The organism is Pasteurella atlantica, assembly GCF_963693435.1.
In the GTDB taxonomy this organism is placed as follows: domain Bacteria; phylum Pseudomonadota; class Gammaproteobacteria; order Enterobacterales; family Pasteurellaceae; genus Phocoenobacter; species Phocoenobacter atlanticus.
Window position 1 is genome coordinate 79,981 of sequence record NZ_OY856306.1, and the last position, 19,987, is coordinate 99,967.

At 34.4% G+C, this 19,987-nt stretch carries 19 protein-coding genes; 9 read left to right on the plus strand and 10 right to left on the minus strand.

The features are described from left to right. Positions 1 to 297: 297 nt before the first annotated feature. From purR to rph, 8 genes are all read left to right on the plus strand, one after another. A complete protein-coding gene (gene purR, locus U9966_RS00390) occupies positions 298 to 1,311 on the plus strand; it encodes an HTH-type transcriptional repressor PurR (protein WP_211598565.1) in 1,014 nt (337 codons plus the stop codon). 12 nt (positions 1,312 to 1,323) lie between these two features. Further along, positions 1,324 to 1,944 carry a DedA family protein gene (locus U9966_RS00395; RefSeq protein ID WP_306347498.1) on the plus strand — a complete coding sequence of 207 codons (621 nt, stop codon included), beginning with the start codon at positions 1,324 to 1,326 and terminating at the stop codon, positions 1,942 to 1,944. Further along, entirely contained in the window at positions 1,931 to 2,395 is a 465-nt protein-coding gene (rnhA, locus tag U9966_RS00400; protein WP_306347497.1) for a ribonuclease HI, read from the plus strand. The genes U9966_RS00395 and rnhA overlap by 14 nt, the downstream gene beginning before the upstream one ends. Before the next feature lie 48 nt (positions 2,396 to 2,443). Continuing rightward, on the plus strand, positions 2,444 to 2,935 hold the full coding sequence (locus U9966_RS00405; RefSeq protein WP_306347496.1) for a CvpA family protein: 492 nt from the start codon (positions 2,444 to 2,446) through the stop codon (positions 2,933 to 2,935). An 18-nt stretch (positions 2,936 to 2,953) separates the two neighbouring features. Then, on the plus strand, positions 2,954 to 3,562 hold the full coding sequence (locus tag U9966_RS00410) for a UbiX family flavin prenyltransferase (protein ID WP_306347495.1): 609 nt from the start codon (positions 2,954 to 2,956) through the stop codon (positions 3,560 to 3,562). 80 nt (positions 3,563 to 3,642) lie between these two features. Further along, positions 3,643 to 5,847 carry a GTP diphosphokinase gene (relA, locus tag U9966_RS00415; RefSeq protein ID WP_306347494.1) on the plus strand — a complete coding sequence of 735 codons (2,205 nt, stop codon included), beginning with the start codon at positions 3,643 to 3,645 and terminating at the stop codon, positions 5,845 to 5,847. 17 nt (positions 5,848 to 5,864) lie between these two features. Then, positions 5,865 to 6,692, plus strand: a complete 828-nt coding sequence (rnm, locus tag U9966_RS00420) for an RNase RNM (protein ID WP_306347510.1) — start codon at positions 5,865 to 5,867, stop codon at positions 6,690 to 6,692. Between the two features lie 135 nt (positions 6,693 to 6,827). Continuing rightward, on the plus strand, positions 6,828 to 7,550 hold the full coding sequence (gene rph / locus U9966_RS00425; protein WP_306347493.1) for a ribonuclease PH: 723 nt from the start codon (positions 6,828 to 6,830) through the stop codon (positions 7,548 to 7,550). 154 nt (positions 7,551 to 7,704) lie between these two features. On the opposite strand, the gene lpxC is transcribed toward rph, so the two are convergent. From lpxC to murD, 9 genes are all read right to left on the minus strand, one after another. Then, positions 7,705 to 8,622 carry a UDP-3-O-acyl-N-acetylglucosamine deacetylase gene (gene lpxC, locus U9966_RS00430; RefSeq protein WP_306347492.1) on the minus strand — a complete coding sequence of 306 codons (918 nt, stop codon included), beginning with the start codon at positions 8,620 to 8,622 and terminating at the stop codon, positions 7,705 to 7,707. A gap of 10 nt (positions 8,623 to 8,632) precedes the next feature. Further along, a complete protein-coding gene (gene ftsZ / locus U9966_RS00435; protein ID WP_306347491.1) occupies positions 8,633 to 9,838 on the minus strand; it encodes a cell division protein FtsZ in 1,206 nt (401 codons plus the stop codon). Between the two features lie 228 nt (positions 9,839 to 10,066). Beyond that, entirely contained in the window at positions 10,067 to 11,332 is a 1,266-nt protein-coding gene (ftsA, locus tag U9966_RS00440; RefSeq protein WP_306347490.1) for a cell division protein FtsA, read from the minus strand. Positions 11,333 to 11,345: 13 nt separating this feature from the next. Then, positions 11,346 to 12,155: a cell division protein FtsQ/DivIB gene (locus tag U9966_RS00445; RefSeq protein ID WP_306347489.1), complete on the minus strand. Its 810-nt coding sequence runs from the start codon at positions 12,153 to 12,155 to the stop codon at positions 11,346 to 11,348. Then, entirely contained in the window at positions 12,155 to 13,066 is a 912-nt protein-coding gene (locus tag U9966_RS00450) for a D-alanine--D-alanine ligase (protein WP_306347488.1), read from the minus strand. Before U9966_RS00450 ends, U9966_RS00445 begins: the two co-directional genes overlap by 1 nt. Position 13,067: 1 nt before the next feature. Then, entirely contained in the window at positions 13,068 to 14,495 is a 1,428-nt protein-coding gene (murC, locus tag U9966_RS00455; RefSeq protein WP_306347487.1) for a UDP-N-acetylmuramate--L-alanine ligase, read from the minus strand. A gap of 20 nt (positions 14,496 to 14,515) precedes the next feature. Continuing rightward, positions 14,516 to 15,577 (minus strand): undecaprenyldiphospho-muramoylpentapeptide beta-N-acetylglucosaminyltransferase, encoded by a 1,062-nt coding sequence (gene murG, locus U9966_RS00460; RefSeq protein WP_306347486.1) that lies wholly within the window; start codon positions 15,575 to 15,577, stop codon positions 14,516 to 14,518. A gap of 106 nt (positions 15,578 to 15,683) precedes the next feature. Further along, complete coding sequence (gene ftsW / locus U9966_RS00465; protein ID WP_306347485.1) at positions 15,684 to 16,883, minus strand: putative lipid II flippase FtsW; 1,200 nt, start codon at positions 16,881 to 16,883, stop codon at positions 15,684 to 15,686. After that, the gene (gene murD / locus U9966_RS00470; protein ID WP_306347484.1) at positions 16,876 to 18,183 is read right to left on the minus strand and encodes a UDP-N-acetylmuramoyl-L-alanine--D-glutamate ligase; all 1,308 of its coding nucleotides are present in this window, start codon (positions 18,181 to 18,183) and stop codon (positions 16,876 to 16,878) included. The genes ftsW and murD overlap by 8 nt, the downstream gene beginning before the upstream one ends. Before the next feature lie 142 nt (positions 18,184 to 18,325). Between murD and U9966_RS00475 the strand changes: the two genes are divergently transcribed. Then, on the plus strand, positions 18,326 to 19,309 hold the full coding sequence (locus U9966_RS00475) for a DNA polymerase III subunit delta' (protein ID WP_306347483.1): 984 nt from the start codon (positions 18,326 to 18,328) through the stop codon (positions 19,307 to 19,309). 95 nt (positions 19,310 to 19,404) lie between these two features. On the opposite strand, the gene U9966_RS00480 is transcribed toward U9966_RS00475, so the two are convergent. Further along, positions 19,405 to 19,956, minus strand: coding sequence for a hypothetical protein (locus U9966_RS00480; protein ID WP_306347482.1), 552 nt, complete (start codon positions 19,954 to 19,956; stop codon positions 19,405 to 19,407). Between the last annotated feature and the right edge of the window lie 31 nt (positions 19,957 to 19,987).

The window sequence follows — 19,987 nt, forward strand, 5'->3', positions numbered from 1 at the left end:
CAGATTAAAAATAAGGCAAAAAGAAAGTGGGAAAATCCCACTTCTTATCTAATTTCTTAATATCAATATTTATTAAAAAATATTATATGCAAAAAGCACAATCATACCTAGAGATGCACATACTGTTAGCATTGAATAACCTAAAGTCCCCATAAAAACCTCCTAAAAAGTAAAAAAGACACTTTCATTTTAAAACTATTTTTTCAAAATGCAATCAAAGGTGTAATTTTATTTAAAAATTTTATAAAAAGTCAGCTATAATAGACACAAATTTACATTGAATTCAGGAAAAAACCAATGGCAACCATTAAAGATGTCGCAAAATTAGCTGGAGTTTCAACCACTACGGTTTCTCACGTAATTAATAAAACGCGTTTCGTTGCAGAAAAAACAACGCAATCTGTTTGGGATGCCATTTCTGAATTAAATTATTCTCCCAGTGCGGTTGCCCGTAGTTTGAAAGTCAATACCACAAAATCTATTGGAATGATTGTTACCACCAGTGAATCCCCTTTTTTTGCAGAAATCATTCTCGCAATGGAACGTCATTGTTATGAAATGGGTTACTCACTGTTTTTATGTAATACTCAAAATGATCCTGAAAAAATCCAAAACCATTTAGATATGTTAATGACGAAACGTGTTGACGGTATTTTGGTTATGTGTAGTGAATATACTGAAAACTCTCTTGCACTGTTAAATAAAGCGAATATTCCTATGGTAGTAATGGATTGGGGATTGCGAGATAATAGTAATGATCTTATCGCTGACAATAGTTTTATTGGTGGCTATTTCGCTACTCAACATTTAATTGAGAATGGGCATAAAAAAATAGCAGTTATTACAGGAGATTTGTTTAAAACAGTATCAAAAAATCGTTTTCAAGGTTTTAGTAAGGCAATGGATGAAGCAAATCTATTGATTGAACCACAATGGATTCAGGAAGGTGATTTTGAACCAGAAGGTGGCTTTGAGTGTATGAATAATATTCTTGATTTAGATGAATTACCTACAGCAATTTTTTGTTTTAGTGATGTAATGGCATTAGGTGCAATTTCAGCAATTAATCTTAGAGGATTATCTGTACCACAAGATATTTCTGTTATTGGTTATGATAATATTCATAACTCTCGCTTTTATGCCCCTCCTTTAACAACAATGCATCAATCCAAATCACGACTTTCAGATAGAGTGCTAGAATTATTACTTGAGCGAATTTCTTCAAAAGAAAAACGAAATGAACCACAAATATTAGAGTTTATGCCTGAGTTAGTTGTGCGTGATTCAGTTCGTAATTTAAATAAAAATTAGATAGGTTTTTTAATGGAATTTTTAATTGATTTTTTTAGTAGTTATGGCTATTGGGCTGTTTTTTTAGTATTACTCGCTTGTGGTTTTGGTTTACCTATTCCTGAAGACATAACGTTAGTCTCTGGGGGGGTTATTTCTGGTTTAGGCTATACTAATGTACATATTATGCTGGTAGTAAGTATGATAGGAGTATTAGCTGGTGATAGTACAATGTATTGGCTTGGACGAATTTATGGTAAGAAAATTTTACGCTTTCGTTTTATTAAGCCTTTAGTTCGTCGAGGACGATTATCTGCAGTAAGAAAAATGTTTGATAAATATGGAAATCGCTTATTATTTACTGCTCGTTTCTTACCTGGATTAAGAGCGGTAGTTTATCTTGTTTCTGGTATTACCAATCGTGTTAATTATTTTCAATTTATCCTTGTTGATTTTTGTGCTGCCATTATTTCCGTTCCAATTTGGGTTTATTTAGGTGATTTTGGTGCTTCAAATTTAGAGTGGCTAAAAGAACAAATACATAAAGGACAGGCTATTATTTATGTCATTTTGGTTACTGTCATCTTATTTGTTGTTTGGAAGATTTATCAAATGCGTAAAAAACAAAAGGTAAAAATTAATGAAGCACGTTGAAATTTTTACTGATGGTTCCTGTTTAGGTAATCCAGGTAAAGGTGGTATTGGTATCGTATTACGCTACAATCAGCACGAAAAAAAAATAAGTAAAGGTTATTTTCAAACGACCAACAATAGAATGGAATTACGTGCGGTCATTGAGGCATTAAGTTTACTAAAAGAACCCTGCTATATTACATTATTTAGTGACAGCCAATATATGCAAAATGGAATCCAAAAATGGATTTTTAATTGGCGAAAAAATAACTGGAAAACCAGTGCGAAAAAACCAGTTAAAAATAAAGATTTATGGATTGCACTAGATCAACAAATCCAACAACATAAAATTGATTGGCGATGGGTTAAAGGGCATTCAGGACACCGTGAAAACGAAATTTGTGATGAATTAGCCAAATCAGGGGCAAATAATCCAACATTACAAGATGTTGGTTACGAAAATTTAAATTAATTATTCTGGCAACTATTTATAGAATAAGGAATAGAAAAAAGAGGTATTATGATTGATTATATTATTATTGGTATTATTGTTTTTTCTTCATTAGTGAGTTTATGGAGAGGATTTATTAGAGAAGTAATGTCCTTAATTGGTTGGGTAACTGCTTTTTTTGTAGCAAGCTATTTTTACCCCTATTTCAGTGGATATTTCACACAAGTAAATTCGATTTATCTACAACAATCTGAGTTAATAAGAGACGGACTGGCTGCGATATTATTATTTATTGGTACACTCATAATAATGAGCATTATTAATGCTTTGTTAGGTAAACTCGTTGATCAAACAGGATTAAGTGGTACAGATCGAGTACTTGGAATGGTATTTGGTGCGTTACGTGGCATATTAATTGTCGCAGCAATATTATTCTTCTTTGATTTCACTCAAGCTAGTGACAGTGAATGGTGGAAAGAATCCCAATTAATTCCCCATTTTGGTTTTATTGTTAAGTGGTTTTTTGAACAACTTCAAGCAAACTCTAGTTTATTACAGTAACGATATTAAAATAGTTTAATGAAAAGAAATTGTAAAAAATCACCAAAATCTCACCGCTTGCCTGAACGTTTAATTATTGCGATAACAGGGGCGAGTGGTGTCATTTATGCGATTCGATTACTCGAAGTGTTACAAAAAACGAATATAGAAGCACATCTAATTATTAGCAATGCGGCAAAACAAACCATTGCAATAGAAACGGACTATTCTCTTAATCAAATAAAATCATTCGCTCACCAAATTTATGATATACGAGATATTGGTGCCGCAATTTCATCAGGTTCATTTATTACAAAAGGAATGATTATTGTCCCCTGCTCAATGAAAACATTATCAGGTATTGCACATAGTTATACTGATGATTTAATTACTCGTGCCGCAGACGTTATTTTAAAAGAGAGAAAACCTCTAGTGCTTTGTGTACGTGAAACCCCCTTACACTTAGGGCATTTACGCTTAATGACACAACTGACTGAAATTGGTGGACAGATCGTACCTCTAATGCCTGCTTTTTATCATAAACCACAAACTGTTGCAGATATTGTGGATCAAGGGGTAAATCGCCTACTAGATCAATTTGATATTTATCTTGAACAAGAGCTATTTACACGCTGGAAAAGTGAATAATAATATTTTAGTTTAAATATTAAATAGAAATATGTATTATCTTTTATTACATCATACAGTTAACAGTTATAGGAGGAACTATGGTTGCAATTCGTCATTCCCATATTCTGGACCCAAATGATTTCGAATTAGTAAGTTGGGGCACTTCTTTGCAAATGTCACCTGTAACTTTTGAAGAAATCCAAATTGTTTGGCGTTATGCACAAGAAAAACTTGATATCGAACAATATCCATTAATGTGGTTTGGTATTGAAATGATTGAAATCTTGCATAGTTTAAATATGGATGATGATAGTCTAGTTGCCGCTTTTTTAGTTCCTCTCGTTAAGCATAAAATTATTGATTTAATTGAAATTAAAGATAATTTTAATGCGAGCATTACCGAGCTTGTTAAAGGTGTGTTAGAGATGGATAATATTCGTCAATTAAATGCAGGTTACTCTTCTGATATTCAAATTGATAATATCCGCCGTATGTTGTTAGCAATGGTAAAAGATTTCCGCTGTATGGTTATTAAACTTGCTGAACGCATTACTTATCTACGAGATAAAAATCACACAGAAGAAGAACTTGTTTTAGCGGCAAAAGAATGTTCTCAAATTTATGCCCCACTTGCTAACCGATTAGGAATTGGACAGTTAAAATGGGAGTTAGAAGACTACTGTTTTAGAGCTTTACACCCTAGCAAATATAAACAAGTTGCAAAATTCGAACTCAATGAACGACGTTTAGATCGTGAAAAATATATTGCAAAATTTATTAAAAATCTGACCGCTTTACTTGAACAAGAATTAGATGGTTTTCATATTTATGGTAGACCAAAACATATTTATAGTATATGGAAAAAAATGCAATGCAAAAACCTTGCATTTAAACAACTATTTGATATTCGAGCAGTGAGAATTATTGTACCAACCTTAGAAGATTGCTATACCGCTTTGGGAATTGTTCATACTCATTATCAACATTTATCTGAGCATTTTGATGATTATATTTCAAATCCAAAACCTAATGGCTACCAATCCTTGCATACTGTTATTTTAGGCAAAGGTCACAAACCCATTGAAATACAAATTAGAACTCAAGAAATGCACGACAGTGCGGAACTTGGCGTCGCAGCTCACTGGAAATATAAAGAAGGAGGTGCTGCTGGGCGTGCTGGCTATGAAGATAAAATTGTATGGTTACGTAAACTATTAGATTGGCAGAATGATATTGCAGAATCGAATGAATCTATTAGTGAACTACGTAGCCAAGTCTTTGATGATAGAGTTTACGTCTTTACTCCTCGTGGTGAAGTAATAGATCTTCCTAAAAATGCTACACCTCTTGATTTTGCCTATGCTATTCATAGTGAAGTAGGACATCGTTGTATTGGTGCAAAAGTAGCAGGACGAATAGTTCCTTTTACCTATTTACTACAAATGGGCGATCAAGTTGAAATTATCACTCAGAAAAACCCCAATCCAAGTCGAGACTGGTTAAATCCAAATCAAGGCTTTATTAATACAGCACGAGCCAGAGCTAAAGTTATCAATTTCTTTAAAAAGCAAGATCGAGATAAAAATATTCCTCTTGGAAAAGATATTCTCGATGCTGAAATGACAAAATTTAACTTTACACAAAAGCAAATTGAACAATATGGATTACCTCGTTATAACCTAAAACATATTAGTGACCTCTATGCCGCTATTGGCAGTGGTGATATTAAATTAAATCAATTTAGTCATTATTTACAAAGTAAATTGATTAAACCCACAGCCGAGCAAGAAGATGAAGCAGTACTAAAAAGTGTTCAATTTAAAGCCTCAAATACTATCAATAAAGGAAAAAGTAGTGATATTATTATCGATGGTGTAGGTAATTTAATGCACACTGTTGCACGCTGTTGTCAACCTATCCCAGGAGATAAAATTGTGGGTTATATTACTCAAGGACGAGGAATTTCCATTCATAAATCGGATTGTGAACAACTTTTTGAATTAAGAAGCATTAATCCAGAACGCGTTGTCAAAGCACAATGGGGAGCAAATGATACTAGAGGCTTTAGTTTAACCATTCGAATCATTGCCAACGATCGTAATGGTTTATTAAGAGATATTACCAGTATTATGGCAAATGAAAAAGTGAATGTACTTGGTGTATCGAGTAGAACAGATATTAAATCAAATATTGCGACCATTGATATGGAAATTGAATTAACAAATGTTGAATTTCTTGCAAAATTGCTTTCTCGTATTACACAGCTGAGCGATATAATTGAAGCTAAACGCTTCGCAGGTTAACAATGACAAACAATACAATAATTTATGATTTACACAGTCACAGCACTGCCTCGGATGGACTGCTTACTCCTACAGAATTGATACAACGTGCGGTTGAAAAAGGTATTAATATTTTAGCCTTAACAGATCACGATACTATCAATGGTTTAGAAGAAGCAAAGCAAGCGACACAACACTTGCCAATTAAACTTATTTCAGGAGTAGAAATTTCTGTCATATGGCAAAATAAAAATATCCATTTAAGTGCCTTAAATTTTGATGAAAATAATGAAAAATTGGTAAATTTATTACAAAATCAGACCGCCTTAAGAGAACAGCGAGCAATTCACATCGCAGAAAAATTAGCCAAAGCAGGTATTCCAAATGCCTATGAAGGGGCAAAAAAATTGGCACAAGGTGAAATCACACGTGCTCACTATGCCCGTTTTTTAGTTGAAATTGAAGCCGTCAACAATATAGAAAAAGCATTTAAAAAGTATTTAGGACAAGGTAAATCTGCTTACGTTAAACCAATATGGTGTTCAATGGAAGAAGCCATTGATGTAATACATCACGCAGACGGAGTAATCAACATTGCCCACCCTCTTAAATATAAACTCACTGCACGTTGGATACGCCGTTTAATTACCGCCTTCAAAGAAGCAGGAGGAGATGGAATTGAGGTCGCAGGTTGCGGACAGTCGCGAGATCAACGCCAACTTCTCGCCCGTTGGGCAGAAGAGTTTGATCTCTACTCCTCTGTTGGTTCTGATTTCCACTATCCAACCCAATGGTTAGATCTCGGTAAAGATCTTACCCTTCCCACAAACTGTAAACCTATTTGGGAACTATGGAAAGAAAAATGACCATATGACCTCTTGGTACAAAAATATTTTTAATTGTAAAAAATAACAAAGATCATACCGCTTATTCAGAACAACCGCATACATTACTGGTATTATTTGTTAGAATAGATTAACTTTTTAATTTTAGGAGAATGTATGCGTCCAAATAATCGCACAGCAAACCAAACTCGCCCAGTAAAAATCACTCGTAACTATACTAAATATGCTGAAGGTTCAGTATTAGTTGAATTTGGTGAAACCAAAGTGTTATGTAATGCCTCAATTGATGAATCTGTTCCTCGTTTTTTAAGAGGTAAAAATCAAGGTTGGGTAACCGCAGAATATGCAATGCTTCCTCGTGCGACACACTCACGCACACAACGTGAAGCATCAAAAGGCAAACAAGGTGGACGAACCCTTGAAATCCAACGTTTAATCGGTCGTTCATTACGTGCAGTTGTTGATTTAAAAGCCTTAGGTGAACGTACTATTACCGTAGATTGTGACGTTATTCAAGCCGACGGTGGTACTCGTACCGCGGCAATTACAGGTGCAGCGGTTGCTTTACAAGATGCGTTAAATAAGTTAATCGATACAGGAAAACTAAAAACAAATCCGATGAAAAGTCTTGTTGCTGCAATTTCTGTTGGGGTGGTAAATAATGACGCTATTTGTGATTTAGAATACATCGAAGATTGCAACGCTGAAACAGATATGAATGTCGTTATGGTCGAAAGTGGTCATTTTGTCGAAGTACAAGGTACTGCAGAAGGAACACCATTTTCTCATAGTGAATTATTACAATTATTAGATCTCGCAAAACAAGGTATTGAGCAATTATTCGAGGCACAGCATTTAGCATTACGAAATGCTCAATAATACTTCACTTCCTACAAGGCAATATCATATTTAAAAAATCCAATTACTTACGTAGAGACAGGGCATGTCCTGTCTCTACAATATATTTATACATCAATAGGTAAAAACTTACGGTTGCCCTTGATAATATCAGTAATTTACCAATACATCTTAATTAAACTAAAATATGACCCTTTTTCTGATAACCAAAAGGCACTGTTGCTTTATCATCGAAAGTCACAAATTCCCAAGCTTTCTCATTTTCAAGCACCGCTCTTAATAATTGATTATTTACGCCATGCCCTGATTTATAGGCAGAAAATTCACCGATAATATTGTAACCACACATAAATAAGTCACCAACAGCATCTAACATTTTATGACGAACCAATTCATCAGGAAAACGTAACCCCTCTTCATTTAAGATACGATAATTATCTAGTACAATCGCATTATCCAAACTTCCACCTAGTGCTAATCCCATCGATTGAAGTAATTCAATATCTTTCATAAAACCAAAGGTTCTCGCACGACTTAACTGCTGAATAAAGTTTTTTGTTGAAAATTCCATTTGGTAATGCCCAACATCTTTACTGATTGCAGGGTGAGAGAAATCAATTGTAAAATCAAGTTTAAAGCCATTATAAGGTTTTAATTCTGCCCACTTGTCTTCATTTTCTACTCGCACTGTTTCTTTGATACGAATAAATTTTTTCAATGCATTTTGTTCTTCAACTCCTGCATCTAACAATAAATAGATAAATGGACTAGAACTACCATCCATAATAGGAATTTCAGGCGCATCAATTTCTACAATTACATTATCTAATCCAACAGCAGACATAGCCGCATTTAAGTGCTCAACCGTTGAAATACGCACACCATCATCGTTGATCATACAAGTACATAACGTCGTATCACGAATAAAATCGGCTCTCGCAGGAAAATAAACAGCAGGCTCTAAATCAGTACGAGCATAAATCACACCTGTATTTTCAGGAGCAGGACGCAACGTAAGGGTTACTTTTTTACCACTATGCAATCCGATTCCCGTTACTTTTATTGATTTTTTCAGGGTTCTTTGCTTAATCATATTTACCTTACTATTTCTTTAAAAAACCAGGAATTGATGAAGGCGAGAATAATCTCTGTTCATCAATACGATGCGGTTGTTGGTTATTCACTTTTGTCGTTTCATTTTCTGTTGCATAAGCGTTTCTCTCAGAAAAACTTGCTGCTGGTTTTAATTCTGGTTGAGACGTTTCTAAATGAGAAGTAATTGAATGCTGCACTCTCATATTATTTGCTCTTAACATTTCTTGTTCAGAAGGACCAATACCTGTTGCAACAAGAGTCACCCGAATTTGCCCTTCCATTTCTGGGTAAATCGATGTTCCAAATACAACTGTCGCATCAGAGGCTGCATATTCGTGAATATAATCCATTACTTCATATACTTCACTTAATTCAATATCCATTCCTGAAGTAATACTAACTAGAATACCTTTTGCTTCAGACCAGTCAACATCTTCTAATAATGGACTAGCGACAGCTTCTTGTGCGGCTTTTTCTGCGCGACCTTCTCCATCAGCAATACCTGTTCCCATCATTGCTCGTCCCATCTCAGACATTACGGTTTTAACGTCCGCAAAATCGACATTTATTAAACCTGGAGAAGTAATCATATCAGTAATACCTAAAACAGCATTACGTAACACATCATTTGCTGCTTTAAAAGCATCTAACATTTTAACGTTTTTAGGTAAAACTTTTAGTAATTTATCATTAGGAATAATAATTAAAGAATCGACATGCTTAGATAACTCAGCAATACCTTGTTCTGCATAGTTCATTCGCTTAGCGCCTTCAAATCGGAAAGGCTTAGTCACAATGGCAACAGTCAATGCGGGTGGTTCTGCATTTTTTGCAATTTCGGCAATAACAGGAGCGGCACCTGTACCAGTCCCTCCTCCCATTCCTGCAGAAATAAATACCATATCTGCACCAGATAACATATTGGTTAATGCATCTCTATCATCTTCTGCAGCTTGGCGACCTACATTGGGATTTGCTCCAGCACCCAATCCTTTAGTAATTTTATCCCCAATTTGAATAGTTTGACGCACTGCTGTTTTACGCAATGCTTGAGCATCTGTGTTAACAGAAAAAAATTCAACACCGCCACTCAGCTCACCATTTTCATCGGCTTGTCCTTCAACCATATGATTTAATGCGTTACCGCCACCACCACCAACACCAACGACCTTGATCACGGCATCAGGTGTTACTTCATATACTGGTTCAAACATTATTTATTCTCCCTAATATGCAAGTCTAAAACCTACATTTCTATCTAAAATGTGACTTACATAAATTATATAAATTTTTCTTTTACTTATTTTAAGACTATATTAATTAATATATTACCACAATCATAGTACAATTGCATACTAAGTATTATGCATTACTGCCCTATTAACAATACAATACAATGATTTGTATATAAATTATGCGATTTCATTATTTTAAATTGAATTTCAAAAATTTGATTTTATCCAATTATATGATTTTTTAAGCACACTCAACATACCTTTATCATTTGAAGGTAATGGTTTATTATTAATGTCATCACTATTTAGATAACTATATTGTAATAAACCCAATGCTGTTGCATACTGAGGTTTATTTACATAGTCTGTTAAACCTGTAATATTTAAAGGATAACCAACTCGAGCAGCCATTCCAAATACATTTTTTGCACATTCAACAATATCTTCTGCTTGAGATCCTCCTCCAGTTAGTACGACGCCAGCGGTTAAATCAAGCTTAATTCCTCTTTGAGTCAATTCTTCCTTCAAAAGTTCCAATTCTGTTTGTATTAATTTTAATAAATCTATATAACACTCAGAAATTACACTAGAAAAATCCTGTTTAGTAATATTTTGAGGTCTACGCCCACCCAAACCTGGAATTTCAATTTTTGTATCAACAAAAGTAGAAGGTGGTGAAATCGCACTTGCATATTTCACTTTAATATTTTCGGCATCATTAGGAGAAGTTGTAAATACTTTAGAAACATACTGAGTGATATCATTTCCTGCAAATGGAATAACCTTGCTATAACGCAATGCACCACCAGAATAAACTAAAATATCCATCGTGCCTCCGCCAATATCCACAAGGCACACACCCAATTCCATTTCATCTTCAGTGAGCACTGAATAACTTGATGCAATTCCTGAAAAAACAACCTGATCAATATTTAATTTATTATTTTCAACGGCTTTACATAAATTGCGTAACCAATCTTTATGACAAGTGATCAAATGTACCTGTGCTTGCAAACGCATACCTTGTAAACCCAGTGGCTTTTTTGTTCTTTCTAAATGATCCACTTTATATTCTTGTGGGATGATATGTAATGTTTCAACACCTTCTGATAATTTTACCGAACGAGCAGTATGAATAGCTGCTTCAATATCATTGTGAGTAACCTCTCCACTTCCCAAAGCAACACTACCAAGTTCATTAAGTGTTTGGATATGTTCTCCTGTAATAGCCAAGGTTACACCTTGAATATCACAATTTGCAATAGATTCTGCCTGCTCAATCGCTCTTTTAATTGCACCTGTGACCGCATCTAGATCAACAACACTTCCTCTTTTGATCCCTTTAGAAGGACAGACGCCCGTACCTAATACATTCACAACAGCATCAGGTAAAACCTCTCCAACAACAGTGACGATCTTTGATGATCCCACCTCTAGACTTACTATAATTTTAGATTCTGCAATTTTTGACATATTTTTTCATCTACTATTTTTTAGAAATAAACCCTACAGCGGCACCATATTTATAACGTAAATCTATATAAGAAATTACTTTTCCTTCTGGTACATTAATTTGTGGAAAAATTTTTACAAAACGATCAATTTTGGATGCCCAATCACCTCTTCCTAAAAGTAATTCAAGCTCATTTGATAACTTAATTTTCCACGATCCTCTTCCATCTATATAAACTGATTTTAATATTAAATTTCTGACTCTCAAATCTTGTTTAATTTTCCACCACGCACTCAATACTTTTTTTCCTTCTGTATCTGGTCCATATAATACAGGAAAGCCTGTACGATTGACACGATCAAAAGGTAAAGTAAATACAACTCCTCGATCAGATAACAATTTAGTATCATTCCATAATGCAACAGGGCGATGTTCCAAGATAGTTAAACTCAGTTTATCAGGCCATAGTTTTCTTACTACAACGCTATGAACCCAAGGAATTGTCAATAATCTTTCTTTCACTTGCTCAATATTTTGCCCAAAATATCCTTTTAGAGGCTTACCTGTTGAAAGTACATCTCGAATATCAGTATGCGTAGTAAATTGAAGTTTATGTGTAAGGGCATAAGATGTAATGGAAGTATCGTTATCTAACCTTTCAAGCCAATAATCTCTATTACTATAAACCACATAAGCCAATACTACGCAGAGCAATACTACCAAAGGACGAATAAAAATAAAAACAGAATATGAACTACTTTTATATTTTGTACGTAATCTCTCCCTTGCTGAACGATTTTTTTTCTGCTTAGCAAATACTTGATTACTTTTTCGCCACCACATTAAATACTTAGCTCCAAAATACGTTCAACCAATTTATCAAAACTATATCCCACTTTCGCTGCAGCAAAAGGAAAGTAACTGTGCGTTGTCATCCCTGGGCAAGTATTGGCTTCCATTAGAAAAAACTCACCTTTATTATTTTCCATTACATCAATTCGACTCCATCCACGACAACCTAAAACTTGATGAGCTCTCATCACTAATTCTGCAATCTCTGCCTGACGATTATCATCTAATGCAGGACAAATGTATTGTGTTTTATCAGATATATATTTAGCGTGATAATCATAAAACTCACCATCGGGAATAACTTGTACTGTTGGTAATACTTCATCACCTAATACGGGTACAGAATATTCTGCCCCTGCCAAAAATTCTTCAATTAATACGGTATCATCATATTTTAATGCTTCTTCAATTGCTGGAATTAATTGTTCTTTTTCTTTTACTTTTACCACGCCAACACTTGACCCCTCACAAGCAGGTTTGACAAAAAGAGGTAACCCTAATTTTGCAAAAATTTCCTCAGATCGTACCGCTTCCCCTTTATGTACAATTTCCATTTCTGCTGTTGGTAAACCAACCGCTTGCCATAAAAGTTTAGTTCGAAATTTATCCATTGTTACTGCTGATGCCATTACACCACTACCCGTATAAGGGATTTCTAATTGATCCAATACACCTTGTAATACACCATTTTCACCCACACCACCGTGTAAAATATTAAAAACACGTTGAATGCCCATTTCTTTTAATTTTTCAACTGGGGTAAATTTAGTATCCACGGCTTCCACATTATAACCAAGATTTTTTAACGCATTAAATACGGCTTCTCCTGATTTTAATGAAACTTCTCTTTCTGAGGATACTCCACCAAAGAGTACCGCTATTTTTTCATCTTTTAAACTCATTCTATCCTCTCCAACTTTCTGCTAGATTACGAGAAATTTTACTAACACTCCCAGCCCCTTGAGCTAATACCAAATCACCATCTTGAATAACCTGATCTAATACCTCACCTAATTTATCAGTATCAGAAACCAAAATTGGATCTACTTTACCCAAATTACGAATAGAGCGACATAATGCTCGACTATCTGCTCCTGCAATCGCTTGTTCACCAGCAGTATAAACCTCAAGCATAATCAATACATCCACATTTGACAAGACATTCACAAAATCATCAAACAAATCACGCGTTCGAGAATAGCGATGTGGTTGGAACACCATTACCACACGTTTACCTTTCCACCCACTACGAGCAGCTTTAATCGTGACATCCACTTCTGTTGGATGATGCCCATAATCATCAACTAAAGATACTTTACCATTAGGACGAATAAACTCCCCTAGCTGATCAAAACGTCTACCTGCTCCTTGAAACTCTGCTAATGCTTCCAAAATTGCTTCATTTGAAATATTTTCTTCTTTTGCAACGGCTAATGTTGCAGTTGCATTTAATGCATTATGTTTACCTGGAACATTAAGTAATACATTCATCTTTTCACCTGTTGGACAAACAACGGTATAATGCCCTTGAAAACCAGTCTGTTCATAATTTTCAATGCGATAATCCGCTGTTTCACTAAAGCCATAAGTAATCACTTGTCGTCCAACTTGTGGCACTAGTTCCATTAAATCTTTATCATCAGCACACATTACTGCAAGACCATAAAAAGGCAAATTATGTAAAAATTTCACATAGGTTTGTTTCATTTTATCAAATGAACCACCGTAAGTATCCATATGATCGGGTTCAATATTAGTGACCACAGAAACCATCGGTTGTAAGTGTAAAAATGATGCGTCACTCTCATCTGCTTCTGCAATTAAATAACGACTCGCACCAAGGTGGGCATTTTTACCAGCTGATTTAATTAAACCACCATTTACATAAGTTGGGTCAAGTTTAGCTTGAGCATAAACCATTGAAAGCATTGCTGTTGTTGAGGTTTTACCGTGTGTCCCCGCTACGGCAATACCGTGACGAAAACGCATAATCTCCGCTAACATTTGAGCACGTTGAATAACTGGTATCCGTTGCTCTTTAGCTGCAATAATTTCAGGATTTGTTTCATCAATGGCACTTGAAACCACTACTACATTTGCTCCGTCAATATTTTCAGCTCGATGTCCAATAAAAATCTTTGCTCCATTGGTTACAAAGTTTTTTGTTACTGGACTTTCAGCAATATCTGAACCCGAAATTTGGTAGCCCTCATTTAATAAAATTTCAGCAATACCACTCATTCCAGCACCACCAATACCAATAAAATGAACTTGCTTAACACGACGCATTTCTGGAATGATTTTTCTTACTTGATCTTGATAATTTTTCATTATTATTCTTTATCCTTTGCTTATTTCGCTACTTCAACGATCACTTCTGCCACTCGTTTCGCAGAAAAAGGGGTGGCGACTTCACGAGCATTTAATGCCATTGCTAATAATTGTTGACGATCGGTGATTAAACACTGTAATTGTCTTACTAAATTGTCAACAGTAAAGTCTTTTTGTTCAATAATAATTGCTGCTTTTACTTGTTCCAAATATTTTGCATTTAAGTATTGTTGACGATCTTTGTGTTGGAATGGTACAAAAATCGCAGGTACTCCAGCAGCAGCAATTTCACATACCGTCAATGCTCCTGAGCGACAAATCACAAGATCTGCATCACCATAAGCCTGTGCAACATCATCAATAAATTCAGTCACAATCACATTTTCTACTGATTGTTTCGCATAACGTTGTTGCACATATTCTAAATTACCTTTCCCTACTTGGTGTACAATTGCAATTTTTTCTCCAAATGTACCCGCTATCTGTGGCAATGTTTGGTTTAAAATTCTCGCCCCTTGTGAACCACCCATTACTAGAATTTTTATGGCACCTTCACGTTCTGTGAAACGTTGTTCTGGTGAAGGAAGTTGGAATAAATCTTGTCTAACTGGATTGCCAACTACTTCTTTATGCTTAAACGCATTTGGGAAAGCTTGCAACACACGAGTTGCCACTTTTGAAAGCCAAACATTGGTCAATCCTGCCACCGCATTTTGCTCGTGTAGAACAATTGGTACACCGCACAATTTTGCAGCAATGCCACCTGGTCCAGAAACATACCCTCCCATTCCTAGCACTGCATTAGGTTGAAACTCTTTAATAATTTTACGAGCTTGCCATACAGCGCGTGAAATGGTAAAAGGTGCCTTTAACAAAGCTTTAATCCCTTTGCCACGTAATCCTGAAATTTGAATAAATTGAATGGGAATATTATATTTTGGCACGAGTTCTGCTTCCATTCGATCTTTTGTTCCTAGCCAACAGATTTTCCAACCTTGTTGTTGTAATTCTGTTGCCACAGCTAGAGCAGGAAAAACGTGTCCCCCAGTTCCACCCGCCATTACTAATAATCTTTTTGTCATATTTTTATTCACTTTTTAATTATTTATTATAGATATACTCTATAAAGTCGTCATTGTACCTCAAACAACTAAATACAAAAATAAAGGATTAATTTTTGCAAAATTTTTACTCAACCCTACCGCTTTCTTCATTTTTATTTAGATTTTCAGATTGTAAATTTGCTAAGCGATTTTCATAATCAATTCTTAATAAAATCGCAATCGCAATAGACATAATAATCAAACTCGAGCCACCGTAACTCACAAGAGGAAAGGTTAATCCTTTAGTTGGAAGTAAACCTGAAGCCACACCTAAATTAACAAAACTTTGTAAAAAAATCCAAATTCCAATACCAAAACTAAAAAAGCCTTTAAAACGCTCTTCTAATAACAATGACTCTCGGCTAATTTTTAACGCTCTTAAAGAGAGTAAAACAAATAATAAGGTAATACTTAAAATACCAATAAAGCCTAATTCTTCTCCAACAACAGCCATAATAAAGTCAGTATGAGCCTCTGGTAAATAGCCTAATTTCTGAACTGAATTACCCAACCCTTTGCCAAATAACTCACCTTGTCCAAATGCCATTTGTGAATTGGTTAATTGGAAACCATCACCATAAGCATCTGCCCAAGGATCTAAAAAAGTTTTTACTCGCTTTAAACGATATTCAGAGGTTAAAACAAAAAATAAGAAAAGACCACCACCTGTAATACCTAAAAACAAAAATTGAAAAATTCTTGCACCAACAATAAATAGCATTGCAAAAGTGAGAACAAAAATAACAACAGTACTTCCTAAGTCTGGCTGTAAAATCAATAAACTGCCAAATAAACTTAAAATGATCATTGGTCGTACAAAGCTCATCATTCTATTTCGCATTTCATCAAATTTTCTTACATAAAACCCTGCAAAATAACAAATAATGGCTAACTTCGCTAACTCCGCAGGTTGGAAGTTCATCATTCCCAAACGGATCCAGCGAGTTGCACCATTCACGTTATGTCCAACAAATAACACGCCAATTAATAATGCAAGAGCAATAAAAAACAATCCTATATTGTATTTTTCCCATTTTTGAATTGGAATTTGAATAAAGAAAAATAAAATACATAACGAAATGAAAATATAAACCACATCTCGTAATGCAAAATAAATAGGATCATTTTTTAATCTTAATCCAGCAGGAATAGAGGCAGAGGTCACGACTATAAATCCAAAAACCAATAATGCAAAAAATAACCACATTAATGTGCGATCATATAATACATTTTGAGGAGTAAGTTCAAACCATATTTTCTTATCTTTTGCCAACTGTTCACTCATTATCTAACTCTCCTAATGCTAATTTTATAAATGTCTCTCCCCTTACTTCAAAATTAGGAAATTGATCTAAACTAGCACAAGCGGGTGATAATAGAACCCTATCATTTTGTTTTAATTGTGGACGAATTCTTTTTATTGCTTCTTCCATTGTGTCTACCACCAGACTATTAGGTGTAAGTTCTGCTAGTTTATTACTATCTTTTCCAAAGCAATAACATACAATATTTGATTTATTGATAAAAGGTTTTAATTCTGAAAAATCTGCACCTTTACCATCACCACCGAGTAATAAGTAACATTTTTGTTGTATCTCTAACCCATTTAATGCGGCGACAGTACTTCCTACATTGGTTGCTTTGGAATCGTTAATCCAAAGAATGCCATCATTAGTTGGTACTAATTGAAAGCGATGCGCTAATCCAGTATAACTTTGCAACGCTCTTACAATTCCATTTTTAGGGATATTAGCTGCTTCCGCAAGTGCAATAGAAGCAAGAGCATTTAACATATTATGACGCCCTGTTATTTTTAACTTATCCGCTGAAATAATAGCTTCATCCCCAGAATATAACTGTTCATCTCTCAATGAATATCTAGCATTATTTTCTGCAAAATCTATCAAAGAAGTGACCGCTTGCTCAGGATACGTTTGTGTATCTTCTGCATTTACGATCACATTTTCAGCATTATTATAAATTCGTAATTTAGCTAAACGATAATCGTCTAACGTCACATAACGATCCATATGATCTTCACTAATATTTAATACTGTCGCAGCTTTTGCTTTAAGTGAAAAAGTTGTTTCTAATTGAAAACTAGATAATTCTAATACATATAATTCATAATCTTGTTTTAATAAGGTTAGCGCTGGTACACCAATATTCCCCCCCATACCAACTTTTAACCCTGCTTGTTTTGCCATTTCAGTCGTTAATGCGGTGACGGTACTTTTACCATTAGACCCCGTAATCGCAATAATGGGTGCTATTGCTTCACGACAAAATAATTCAATATCACCAACAACTTCAATGCCAGCTTTTAATACCTGCTGAATTTCAGGTGTTGCTAATGCCAACCCAGGGCTTATTACCACTAAATCAGAGCTTAATAACCAATCTAAATTTAAACTGCCTGTATGTAATGCTACATTTTGTGGTAATTGATCAATACCTGCAGGTTCTTCACGAGTATCAATCACTCGTAATTGTACTTTTTTATCTAAAAAATAATCAACACAAGAAAGCCCTGTTTTACCTAATCCAACAATAGTAACTCTTTTTCCTTGATAACAAGTTTGCATAAATTTACGATCCTAAAATGGTAAAAAAATCTTTTCAATTATCGCATAAATAACCTTATAAGCGGTAAGATTTATATAAAAATTTGCAAAAAAAGCCATTAAGTGTTGAAATATACCTATAATTTTTTCTAAAAACATATTTATGAAACTCTATCCTTGGCAATATAATTTATACCAGCAATTAAGCAATGCATTCCTACAAAATCACCAACATCACGCCTTACTTTTTAAAACAGAAATAGGGTTAGGAACAGATGTACTTATTCGCCATTTTGCTCATTGGCTACTATGTCATCATCCACAAGGAGAACAACCTTGTTATCAATGTAAAAGTTGCCTTCTAGTCGAAAGTCAAAACCATCCTGATTTCCATATTTTACAATCTATGGAAAATAAAGAAATCGGTATTGATCAAATTCGAGAATTGAATAGTCAATTACAACAATTTGCACAACAAGATGGTAATATTGTCATTTATATTGCAGATACAGATAAACTCAATGAATCCAGTGCCAATGCATTACTAAAAACCTTAGAAGAACCTCATAATAACGTTTATTTTTTATTAAAAGCACCGTTACAGTCCACTGTTCTTGCCACTATTCAAAGTCGTTGTCAACAATGGGTTATCTATGCACCTGAAAGTACTTTATCATTGCAATGGCTACAAAATATTTATCCACAAAAAGAGAGGGAAGAATTAAGTACTGCACTGCGATTGTGTCACCATCGTCCACTTTTTTGCAAAAAGTTTATTGAAACTGACCGCTTATCACAGCGTAAAACCTTTTTACAAAATTTCTGGCGATTTTATAAAAGTAAAAATATTCTATTGTTGTTAAAAAGTTTTGATAAAGAGAAAGAAAATATATCAGAACAACTCGATTGGCTGTCATCATTCTTTAGTGATGCTCTCAAAGCCCAAATGAATATTACCACCAACTGGATAAATTCTGATTTACAAAAAGGTATTTTAATTTTTGGACAACAAATTACTGCTCAAAAATTATTAAAAGGACATAAAATTATTCAACAAACTCAGCAAAATCTTCATATCAATGGTGTAAATTTAGAATTGATGTTACTCGATTGTTTAACTAAACTTGTTTTAGAGGTTTTTGAATAAATTTTATGGTACAAGATATTGGCTATTACTAGTTTATATATAAAAAAACCCTACTTAATTAAGTAGGGTTTTATAAAAGTATTTACTCAGGTAACTTATTTTGTACCATCTGTTGCTTTAATTACTTCTTGAGTTTCAGTTGCTTTTTCAACTGCTTCACCAACAACTTCTTTAGTTTCAGTTGCTTTTCCCATAACAGAATCTGTTACTTCAGTTGCTTTGTTCATAACTGCATCTGTTGCTTCTGTAGCTTTCGCCATAGCTGCATCTTTAACTTCAGTTACTTTTTCAACTGCTGCATCTTTAACTTCAGCTGCTTTTTCAACTGCTGCATCTTTAACTTCAGTTGCTTTTGAAACTGCTGCATCTTTAACTTCAGCTACTTTTGCAACTGCTGCATCTTTAACTTCAGTTGCTTTTGCAACTGCTGCATCTTTAACTTCAGTTACTTTTTCCATCGCAGTATCTTTAGCTTCATTCATTTTTTCTGTAGCTGAATCTTTACCTTCAGTCGTTTTTTCTGCTACTGAATCTTTCGCTTCTGTTACTGTATCGGTAACAGAGGCTTTTAATTCTTCAACTTTATCACAAGCAGTTAAAGTAACTGCTGAACCTAGTATTAATGCACTTAATAGCATTTTTTTCATAGAGATGACTCCTAATATTGTTTATCTCAAA